Consider the following 10,577-nt stretch of genomic DNA (forward strand, 5'->3'; position numbering starts at 1 on the left):
TGGAGGTGCTCATGGAGGAATCCGAGCTGATCGGCAAGCGCCCGGTCTCTGACCGACGGGTCGCTGTAGAAGTCGAAATGGGTGCCGGAATAGCGGCGCAACGTCCCGTGGGGCGCCCTGTCAGCCAGCTCCCTGGTCATCGCCTCGGGCGTCTCGGTGTCGTCGACGGCGACGCATACCAGCAGGGGCGCCCGCAGCCGGGCCGCGTCCAGCGCGGGCCGGTACCGCATCATCTGCAGGAGGCCTCGGGGCGCAATCTGGTTGCGCCACAGGGTCGTGCCCGCCTCCCCGGCCAGCGTCGTCAGGTGCCGCTGGGCCTCGGTGGTGGAGATCACCGCCACCTGGCCCGCCCCGCCGATCATGGGAATGTAGGCTGGTGCCAGCCCGAGCTTGCCGCGCAGCGCATCCCAAAGGATGGCCGCCAGCAGCCGCAGCGAGGCCGCGGCGGAGCGGTCGCGCACGCGCGGGAAGCCGTTGAACGGGATCTGGGCCACCACGGCAGCGATCCCGGGGTCGTCGGCCGCGACCGAGATGACATGCGCGCCGCCGAGAGAGTTGCCCCACAGCGCGACCCGACCGGGGTCGAGGTCCTGGCGTCCCCTGACCCACGCGACCGCGGCCCGGAGGTCCTCCTGCTGGCTGGCGAGGTCGACGACCTGGCGTGGCTCGCCGCCGCTCTCGCCGAACCCGCGATAGTCGAACACCAGGGCGGCGATCCCGCCGGTGGCGAACCGTTCGGCATGGGGAACCAACCGATCCATCGTTCCGCTGAAACCATGGGCGAGGACGACAGCCGGCCAGCGCGTGTCGGTACCGGCCGCCGCCTCGGGGACGAACAGGTAGCCGGCGCAGGCGTCAGCACCTGATACGAAGGAGACCTTCTCTCGCCTCATCACAGTGACCTCCTCGGTCAGCTCACCCCCCGACCAGCGCCCGTGACCCCGAGGGCCAGGAGCAGGCCAGCGCGGAGCCAGACCATCGAGCGCGCCACCAGGTCCTTCCCCTCCCCCTCCCGTTGCTCGGGTTCGCCTACCAGCAGGCTACGGACACGCCCGGGCCCCGGCATCACCCGATAGTGCGACAACGGGTGTGATCCTCCCGCCCGGCCAGCCCTACAATGGGCCGCCCAACAGGACTGTCAGGTGTCGGACGGGCAGGAGCGTGCGAGGCGGCCATGGTGGAGCCCACCACGCCGCGACCGCCCGGAGTCAGACTTGCCGAGCACGACGGCCTGCTGGCCACCAAGCTGCACATCCCCAGGCCGCGTCCCGAACTCCTGTCCCGCGCCCGCCTGATCGAGCGCCTGACCGAGGGGACAGCCCGCGAGCTGGTCCTGGTGTGCACGCCGGCCGGGTTCGGCAAGACGACCCTGCTGGCCGACTGGGCCCGAGGCACCCCGCGGCCGGTGGCCTGGGTGTCGCTGGACGAGGGCGACAACGACCCGACCCGGTTCTGGCGGCATGTCGCGGCCGCGCTGGACCAGGTGCGACCCGGGCTCGGCGAGCGGGCCGGCGCGCTGCTGCGCGATGCCGGTCGGGCCTCGTTCGAGGCGGTGCCGGCCGCGCTCGTCAACGAGCTGGCCGGCGGACCGGACGAGGTCGTGCTGATACTGGACGACTACCACCTCGTCGATGCGCCACCGGTCCACCAGTCCTTGGCGTTCCTGCTGGAGCACCTGCCGACGCAGGCGCACCTGGTCGTGGCCAGCCGCGCCGATCCGCCGCTGCCGCTGGCCCGGCTACGGGCCAGCGGCCAGCTGGCCGAGCTGCGCGCCGCCGACCTGCGCTTCACCCCGGATGATGCGGCCGCGTTGCTGCGTACCGCGGTCGGGTCCGGCCTGCCCGAGGCGGCCGTGGCGGCGCTGGCCGACCGGACCGAAGGCTGGGTGGCCGGGCTCCAGCTGGCCGCGCTGTCGCTGCAGGGCCGTGCCGACGTCACCGCCTTCGTGGAGGGGTTCTCGGGCAGCCACCGGTACGTTCTCGACTACCTGGCCGAGGAGGTGCTCGACCGCCAACCGCAGCGGCTACGCCAGTTCCTGCTGGCGACCTCCGTGCTGGAGCGCCTCTCGGGGCCGCTGTGCGACGCGATCACCGGCCGCAGCGACAGTCAGGGGCTGCTGGAGCAGGCCGAGCGGGCCAGCCTGTTCCTCGTCCCCCTGGATGAGGTGCGCGGCTGGTGGCGCTACCACCAGCTGTTCGCCGATCTGCTCCGCGGCCGGCTGTCGCGGGAGCAGCCCGAGCGGGTGCTCGAGCTGCACCGGGCCGCGGCCGCCTGGTCGGAGGCGCACGGGCTGGTCGACGACGCCATCCGGCATGCCCTAACCGCCGGCGACGCCACCTGGGCGGCCCGGCTGGTCGAGCGGCACTTCGACGCGTTGCTGCAACGCGCCGAGGGCGCGACGGTCGACCGCTGGGTGGAGGCGCTACCGGCCGAGCTGGTCCGCTCCCGGCCCCGGCTGCTGCTGGCCCAGGCGGTGTGGGCGTTGCTCGTGGGCCGCATACACGACGCCGAGCCCTTGCTGGACCAGGCCGAGGCGGCGCTGGCGGCCGGCGGTGATGAGCCGTACGAGCCCTCGGTCGGCCGGGCGGCCAGCCTGGTGGCCAACCTGCCCGCCTCGATCGCGATTGCGCGCGCGGACCTTGCCCGGCGGCGCGGGGACGCCGAACGCGTCGACGCCTTCGCCCAAGGGGCCTTGACCCATCTCACCAAGAAGGACCGGGCGCTACGCTGGGCGGTCGACCGGTACCTGGCCGTGGCCGCCTGGCAGCGGGGTGAGCTGGCCCAGGCCGAGCGGCTGTTGATCGACCTGGTCGGCGAACACTGGGCGCCCGGCGAGGGCTTCCTGGCCGTGCGGCCCCGCTACGACCTGGGTCAGGTGCAGCGCGCCCGCGGCCGTCTGGGTGCGGCGCTGCGCACCTACCGGCAGGTGCTTGCCGCCGGCGGCGGGACGGGCCGCCCGTTGTCGGCGGCCGGCATGGCCCACGTGGGCATGGCCGGCGTGCTCTTTGAGCGCAGCGAGCTGGACGGCGCACTCGATCACGCCTCCCAGGGCGTCGAGCTGTGCCGGCAGCTCGCCTACACCCAGCCGCTGCTGGCCGGCCTGGCCACGCTGGCCTGGATCCGGCACGCCCGGGGCGACCGGGCCGGCGCCTTGGCGGCGATCGCCGAGGCTGAGCAGATCGAGCCGAGCCCGGAGGTCGTCGACCTGCTCAACCCCGTACCGGCCCTGCGGGCCCGGCTGGCCCTCGCCCATGGTGAGGTCACCGACGCCGCCCACTGGGTCCAGGCGCGCGGCCTGGACGTCGAGGACCAACCCAGCTACCCACGCGAGCACGAGTACCTGGTGCTGGCCCGCGTGCTGGTCGCCCAGGGCGATCCCGAGCGGGCGCTCGGGCTGCTGGAGCGGCTGCGTGCCGAGGCGGCGGCCCAGGGGCGGACCGGCAGCGTCATCGAGGTGCGGACCCTCCAAGCACTGGCGCTGGACGCCAGTGGTGATCAGGCCGGCGCGCTGGACGTGCTGGCCGAAGCGGTCGCGCTCGGCGCGCCCGAGGGCTACCTGCGGGTGTTCATCGACGAGGGCCCCCCGATGGCCGCCCTGTTCCGAGAACTGCTGGCACGCCGGCGCCGGGCGCGGCCGGCGACCGTCGCCGCACCACGCGACCATCTCGCCCGCCTGGTGGAGGCCTTCGAGCAGGCCGACCTGCCCATCCGCCCACCCGCCAGCCACGGCCGCGTGGTGGCGCCGGGGATGGTCGAGCCGCTGACCGCCCGCGAGCTGGAGGTGCTGCGGCTGCTGGCCGCCGGCAAGTCCAACCAGGCGATCGCCAGGCAGCTGGTGGTGACCCTGGACACCGTCAAGAGCCACGTCGGCCACATCCTCGCCAAGCTGGGCGCGGCCAACCGCACCGAGGCGGTCGCTCGGGCGCGGGACCTCGGGTTGCTGGGCTGAGCGGCGCCAAGGAGGTCAGGCCCGGTTCCCGGCCTCGCCGACGCGGTCCACGACCTCATCCGCCGCTTCCATGACACATCCTGATCGGCGAGGTTCCCTGCTCCTTCTCACCGGCGAGGCTCGGCCGGAACCGGGCCAGCGTCCTGGCGCCCCACAGGAACGCCACGGTGCCGGCCGCGATGGCGGTGAGCACCCCGGCGACCGCCGGGTCATAGTGCGAGCCGCCGTTCGGGAACAGCGCCACGCCGACGTTGCTCAGGGCATGGAACAGGACCGCCGCGAACAGGCTCTCGCCGGTGTTGTTGTAGAGCCACACGATGAGGACCCGCGCCGCCAGGGTCTCCAGGCACTTCCAGGCGATCCAGGCCGCACCATGGTGCGCCTGGACCAACGGCACGACATGCCACAGCGCCCCCACCGTCCCCAGTAGGAGGCTGGCCTTGAGGGCGCCCCAGCGGTCCTGCAACGGATCGGCGGCATAGCCCATCCAGCCTGCCTCCTCCCCGACGGCCGGAGGCAGGAACACCAGCAGCAGGAGCGGCGCCGCCAGCAGCGAGACGTGCGGGTCGGGCAGCGGCCGCCCCAGCAGGCGCATCACCTCATAGGACCCCACCAGGATGACCGGGTTCAGGAGGACGATGGCGACATACCAGCGCCTGCGCCCGACCCGCCGGTGGTCCAGCACGCGCCGCACCAGCCGCCTGACCCCGGCAGACCCCTCGGCCCGGTGGACCAGGACCACGCCCGCCACCAGCGGGCAGACGGCCATCAGCGAGCTCACCGGAAGGTTCATGGGGAACCCCGGCTGGAACCCTCGCCGCTCGGCGATGGCCCCGGCCAGCCAGAACGGCAGCGACAGGGCGAAGACCAGCAGGCAGAACCGCAGCGGCGACCGCGGCGAGGCCGCGCTGGTGGCCATGGTTCCTCCTCCTTCCCGGTGAACCCGTCCAGGAGGCTAGGGCCAACCCTGTCAGCGGGCATCACCCGAAAGGGTGGGGCACGGGTTGAGTCTCCCCTTCCGCCCAGCCGTCGACATGGCCGTCGACCCATGCGCGAGCGCCGGCTATGATATCTCAAGATCAAGATAATGCCTCCCGGGGAGCCTGCGATGGAGACGACAGCGCACGCGGCCGGGGCCGCCGGAACCAGGATCGCGGTGGACATCGGCGGGACCTTCACCGACCTGGTCCTGGTGCAGGCGGGTCGGGTCACCGCCAACGCCAAGGTGCTGACCACCCCCGGCGACCCGTCGATGGCGGTGGAGAACGGCATCTCCCGCCTGCTCGACCGGGGGGGTCCGGGGGACCGCCGGGGTGGTCCCCCGGTCAATCGGGTGCCGCCCGAGACCGTGGGCGAGATCGTCCACGGCACCACGCTGGTGTCCAACGCGCTCATCGAGCGCAAGGGCGCGACCACTGCCCTGGTCACCACCCGCGGCTTCCGCGACGTGCTGACCATCCGCCGCGAGCTGCGCTACGACCTCTACGACCTGTTCCTGGAGATGCCCGAGGCGCTGGTCCCGCGGCGGCTGCGCTTCGAGGTGGACGAGCGGGTCCTGGCCGACGGCACCGTCGACCGACCCCTGGATGCCGGCGAGGTGCGTCGCCTGGCCCGGCGCCTGGAGCGCGACGGCGTGCAGGCGGTGGCCGTGAGCCTCCTGCACGCCTACCGGCAGCCCGACCACGAGCGCACGGTCGCCGAGGTGCTCGGCCAGGAGCTGCCGGGCGTGGCCGTGGCCATCTCCAGCGAGGTCTCCCCCGAGCTCGGGGAGTTCGCCCGCACCTCCACCGTGGTCGCCAACGCCTACGTCCTGCCGCTGGTCGCCAGCTACCTCGAGATGCTGCAGAAGCGGCTGGAACAGCTGGGCATCAGGGGACCGCTGCGCATCATGCTGTCCACCGGCGCCGGCGGGCTGGCCGGGGCCGACACCGCCCGCCGCTACCCGGTCCGCCTGCTGGAGTCCGGGCCGGCCGCCGGGGCCCTGGCCGCCGGCTACTGGGGCGCCGGCGGCGGCAACCGGGACGTGCTCGCCTTCGACATGGGCGGCACCACGGCCAAGGCCTGCCTCATCGAGGACGGCATCCCCATGGTCGCCCGGGAGTTCGAGGCCGCCCGCGTGTACCGCTTCACCAAGGGCAGCGGCCTGCCCCTGCGGGTCCCGGTGATCGACCTGATCGAGATCGGCGCCGGCGGGGGCAGCATCGCCAGGGTGGGGCCGTTCGGCCTGCCCAAGGTGGGCCCGGACTCGACCGGGGCCGACCCGGGGCCGGCCTGCTACGGCCAGGGCGGCACCGAGCCCACGGTGACCGACGCCGACCTGCTCCTCGGCTACCTCAACCCGGACTTCTTCCTCGGCGGCGAGATGCGCCTGGACGTGGCCGCGGCCCGCCGGGCCATGGGCGGGCTGGCCGGGGAGCTCGGCCTGCCGGTCGAGGAGGCGGCCGCCGCCGTCCACCGGGTGGTCAACGAGAACATGGCCAGCGCCGCCCGTATGCACGCCATCGAGCGGGGCCGCGACCTGCGCCGCTTCACCTTCGTGGCCACCGGCGGGGCCGGGCCGGTGCACGCCTGGGGCGTGGCCCGGGCCCTCGGCATCACCAGGCTGGTGTTCCCGCCCGGCGCCGGCGTGGCCTCGGCCTTCGGCATGCTGACGGCCGCGCCCGGTTTCGAGTTCGCCCGCAGCCTGCCCGCGCCGCTCGGCCAGACCGACTGGGGCGAGGTCCGGCGCATGGTCACCGAGCTGGTCACGGCCGGCCGCGCCCAGCTCCAGGAGGCCGGGGTGGCCACCGGCGACGCCCGCGTCGACCTGGCCGCCGACGTGCGCCACCGCGGCCAGGGCGAGGCGGTGACGGTGGCCCTCGGCGAGGCCCTCGACGACGACCCGGTCCGCCAGGTCGAGGCGGCCTTCGAGGCCGTCTACACCCGGCTCTACGGCCACCGCCCCCCGGGGGTGGAGGCCGAGATCACCACCTGGCGGGTGCGGGTCATGGGCCCCGAGCCGGAGCTGGACGTCGCCGCCCGTGGCGGGCCCGGGGCCGACCCCGGCAAGGGCCGCCGGCCGGTCTGGTTCGCCGAGGCGGACGGGTTCGTGGACACCGACGTCGTCGACCGCTACCGGCTGGCGCCCGGGGCCGAGCTGCGCGGGCCGGCCGTGGTCGAGGAGCGCGAATCGACCATGGTCGTCGGCCCCGGCGGCCGGGCCCGGGTCGACCGGTTCGGCAACCTGGAGGTGGAGGTCCGGTGAGCATCGACGGCGAGCGCGGGATCGACCTGGTCACCCTGGAGATCCTCTGGAGCCGGCTGATCACGGTCACCAACGAGCAGGCAGCCGCCCTGCAGCGGACCTCGTTCACGCCGATCGTGCGCGAGTCGGGCGATCTGTCGGCGGCGGTGTTCGACGCCCGCGGCCGGATGCTGGCCCAGGCGGTGACCGGCACCCCCGGCCACATCAACTCGCTGGCCACCTCCATGCACCACTTCCTGGCCGCGTTCCCGCCCGAGACCCTGCAGCCCGGCGACGTGCTGATCACCAACGACCCCTGGAAGACCTCCGGGCAGCTCAACGACCTGTCGGTGGTCACCCCGGTGTTCCGCGCCGGGCGCCTGATCGGCTTCTTCGGCAACACCTGCCACGCCATGGACATCGGTGGCCGGGGGCTGTCGGCGGACGCCGCCGAGCTGTACGAAGAGGGCCTGTTCATCCCTATGACCAAGCTGTTCTCGGCCGGCCGGCCCAACCAGGAGCTGCTGCGGATCGTCGAGGCCAACGTGCGTGCCCCCTACGAGGTCGTGGGCGACATCCACGCCCAGGTGGCCGGCAACCAGGTCGGTGCCGACCGGCTGCTGGAGTACCTGGAGGACTTCGGCCTGCCCGACCTGGAGGCGCTCGGGGCCGAGATCCTGGAGCGCTCCGAGCGGGCGACCAGGGAGGCGATCGCCGCCCTGCCCGACGGCGACTACACCCACACCATCCGCACCGACGGGCTGGACGAGCCGGTCACCATCGCCTGCCGGGTCCAGGTGCGCGGCGACGAGATCGTGGTCGACTACGCCGGCAGCTCGGCCCAGGTCGACCGGGGCATGAACGTGGTCCCCAACTACACCGCCGCCTACACCAGCTACGCCCTCAAGTGCGCCATCAGCCCGGAGGTGCCGCACAACGACGGCAGCTTCCGCCCCGTCTCCACCGTCGCCCCCGAGGGCAGCATCCTCAACCCCCGCTTCCCGGCCGCCGTGGCCGCCCGCCACATCGTCGGCCACTTCCTCCCCCACGCCGTATTCGGGGCGCTGGTCAAGATCATCCCCGACCGCGTGCTGGCCGAGGGCGCCGGCAACATCTGGCTGACCACGGTGCGCGGCCAGGGCCGCGACCGCTTCATCACGGTGTTCTTCGCCGCCGGCGGCACCGGCGCCCGGCCGACCAAGGACGGGCTGTCGACGACCAGCTTCCCCAGCGGCATCGCCACCGCCCCGGTCGAAGTCATCGAGACCACCTCCCCCCTGGTGATCCGCTCCAAGGAGCTGCGCCGCGACTCCGGCGGGCCCGGCCGCTTCCGGGGCGGGCTGGGCCAGCGCATCGAGGTGGAGGTGCGCACCGGCGAGCCGTTCGTCGTCTCCTCCCTGGCCGACCGGATGCGCTTTCCCGCCGACGGCTACCAGGGAGGCGGGCTGGGGGCGCCGGGCGGGTTCCGGACCTCGCTCGGCACCCGCCCCAACCCCAAGCTGAGCCTGGCCCTCCCGGCCGGCACCCGGTTCGTGCTCGAGCTGCCGGGCGGGGGCGGGTTCTTCGACCCGCTCACCCGTCAGCCCGAGGCCGTGGCCGGCGACGTGGCCGAGGGGCTGGTCAGCCCGGCCGCGGCCGAGCGTGACTACGGGGTTCGGGTGACCCGGGCGGGCCGGCTCCTCGGGCTCGGCGAGCGCCGTCCCGGCGACGCCTAGCCGGGCGCGAACAGGTCGAGCAGGCGCTCGGCCTGGTGGGCGGCGGCCGGCCGCAGGATCGGGACCTGGACCCCGACGTCGCGGAACTGCTGCACCTTGGCCTTGACCTGGTCGGGGGTGCCGCTGGCGGTCATGCCGCGGATGTAGGAGTCGGGCACGGCCGCGATCAGGGCCTCCTTGCCGCCCCGGTTCCAGGCCTCCTCGAACTTGGGGAAGTCCTCGGGGTGGAAGTAGGGCTCGCCGACCCGCATCTTCGGCCCGGCGATGAACGGCAGCTGGATGGGGTCGAGCTTGCTGGCCACCTCCCAGCGGATGGCGTCCAGGGCGGTCTGCTCGTCGTCCTCCACCGAGCAGTTGACGAGCTGGTAGACGGCGAAGGAATCCCAGTCGCGGCCGGCCTCCTCGGCCGCCTCGCGCACGATCTTGAGGGCGTTGGCCGAGTACTCGGGCGAGCAGACGGCGTTCAGCATCACCCCGTCGCCGATCTGGCCGGCGATGCGCAGCCCCTTGCGGCTGGTGGCGGGGATGAACATCGGGATCCGGTCGCGGGCCGGCTTGAAGCCGAGCTGGACGTCGTCGAAGTGGACCACCTGGCCGGAATAGCTGACCCGCTCGCCGGTGAGGATGGCGCGCATGGACTCGACCCACTCGCGCAGCGCCACCCCGGGGTCGGCCGGCTCCAGGCCGTGGCGCTTGGCGTGGGTGCTGGTGCAGGCGCCGGGGGCCAGCAGCAGCCGGCCGCCGGTCAGCTCGTCCAGGGCGGCGGCCGTCTGGGCCATGACCAGGGGGGTGCGCAGCCGGGTGATCTGGGTGCAGCCGATGGTCAGCCGCTCGGTGGCCAGCCCGATGGCGGTGAGCGAGCTGACCGAGTCGCGCATCAGCTCGATCGTCTCGGAGAAGAAGCCGATCTCGTAGCCGCGCCGCTCGGCCTCGCCCATCCAGTGGGCCATGTCGCGGCCGTCCATGGCGGGGTCGTAGCCGACTGCGAACCCGACGCGCTCCATCTCCCGACCCCCATCATCCCGGCTGCCCAGCGCCAAAGTATCTTAGCGTTTAGATACCTTACCGCCCTGGTCGCGTCAAGGCGCGGAGAGGACGGGGCGGGGCGACCGCCGTAGAATCTCCTCATGTCGAGCGACCAGGGCGTCGAGACGGGACCGTCGCAGGACCACGTCGACCACATCCTCGAGCAGTGGGCCCAGCAGCGGCCGGACCTGGACGTGTCCCCGATGGGCATCATCGGCCGCATGTCGCGGCTGTCGCGGTTCCTGGAGCGCAGCATCGCCACCGTCCTGGCCCGCTACGGCCTGAACGAGCCGCAGTTCGCGGTGCTGGCGGCGCTGCGCCGGGCCGGTCCGCCCCACTGCCTGTCCCCCACCGACCTGTACAACGGGCTGCTGGTGTCGTCGGGGGCCATGACCAACCGGCTCGACCGGCTGGCCGCGGCCGGCCTGGTCGAGCGCGTGCCCGACCCGGGGGACGGCCGCAGCCTGCTGGTGGCCCTGACCGACAAGGGCCAGCAGGTGATCAACGAGGCGGTGGCGGCCCACACCGCCAACGAGCACCGGCTGCTGTCCTCGCTCAGCCCGGAGGAGCGGGCCCAGCTCGCCGACGTGCTCCGCCGGCTGCTGTTGCAGTTCGAGGACCATCCGCCGCCGACCAGGTCGCGGGACCCTGGCGGGAACCCGGC

General features: G+C 73.6%; 7 protein-coding genes. 4 read left to right on the top strand and 3 right to left on the bottom strand.

The genetic code is table 11. The annotated features are described in order from the left end of the window. Positions 1-893 (bottom strand): alpha/beta fold hydrolase (locus tag VF468_11260; protein HEX5878881.1); only part of this gene is annotated, 893 nt, incomplete at its 3' end. Positions 894-1,174: 281 nt separating this feature from the next. On the opposite strand from VF468_11260, the gene VF468_11265 reads away from it, so the two are divergent. After that, positions 1,175-3,949, top strand: a complete 2,775-nt coding sequence (locus VF468_11265) for a LuxR C-terminal-related transcriptional regulator (protein ID HEX5878882.1) — start codon at positions 1,175-1,177, stop codon at positions 3,947-3,949. 55 nt (positions 3,950-4,004) lie between these two features. On the opposite strand, the gene VF468_11270 is transcribed toward VF468_11265, so the two are convergent. Further along, positions 4,005-4,868, bottom strand: coding sequence for a CPBP family intramembrane glutamic endopeptidase (locus VF468_11270; protein ID HEX5878883.1), 864 nt, complete (start codon positions 4,866-4,868; stop codon positions 4,005-4,007). A gap of 189 nt (positions 4,869-5,057) precedes the next feature. Here VF468_11270 and VF468_11275 point away from each other — a divergent pair, with 189 nt between their 5' ends. Continuing rightward, positions 5,058-7,193 carry a hydantoinase/oxoprolinase family protein gene (locus tag VF468_11275; protein HEX5878884.1) on the top strand — a complete coding sequence of 712 codons (2,136 nt, stop codon included), beginning with the start codon at positions 5,058-5,060 and terminating at the stop codon, positions 7,191-7,193. Beyond that, positions 7,190-8,887, top strand: a complete 1,698-nt coding sequence (locus tag VF468_11280) for a hydantoinase B/oxoprolinase family protein (GenBank protein ID HEX5878885.1) — start codon at positions 7,190-7,192, stop codon at positions 8,885-8,887. Before VF468_11275 ends, VF468_11280 begins: the two co-directional genes overlap by 4 nt. Here VF468_11280 and VF468_11285 read toward each other — a convergent pair. Beyond that, the gene (locus tag VF468_11285; GenBank protein HEX5878886.1) at positions 8,884-9,891 is read right to left on the bottom strand and encodes an LLM class flavin-dependent oxidoreductase; all 1,008 of its coding nucleotides are present in this window, start codon (positions 9,889-9,891) and stop codon (positions 8,884-8,886) included. The two genes, VF468_11280 and VF468_11285, sit on opposite strands and share 4 nt — an antisense overlap. Before the next feature lie 123 nt (positions 9,892-10,014). Between VF468_11285 and VF468_11290 the strand changes: the two genes are divergently transcribed. Beyond that, positions 10,015-10,577: MarR family transcriptional regulator (locus VF468_11290; GenBank protein HEX5878887.1), on the top strand; the 563-nt coding region annotated here is incomplete at its 3' end.

The organism is Actinomycetota bacterium, assembly GCA_036280995.1.
Classification (GTDB): domain Bacteria; phylum Actinomycetota; class CALGFH01; order CALGFH01; family CALGFH01; genus CALGFH01.

Coding starts and splice junctions, on each gene's coding strand:
- VF468_11265 (HEX5878882.1), top strand. CDS start 1,175: ATGGTGGAGCCCACCACGCCGCGACCGCCCGGAGTCAGACTTGCCGAG.
- VF468_11270 (HEX5878883.1), bottom strand. CDS start 4,868: ATGGCCACCAGCGCGGCCTCGCCGCGGTCGCCGCTGCGGTTCTGCCTG.
- VF468_11275 (HEX5878884.1), top strand. CDS start 5,058: ATGGAGACGACAGCGCACGCGGCCGGGGCCGCCGGAACCAGGATCGCG.
- VF468_11285 (HEX5878886.1), bottom strand. CDS start 9,891: ATGGAGCGCGTCGGGTTCGCAGTCGGCTACGACCCCGCCATGGACGGC.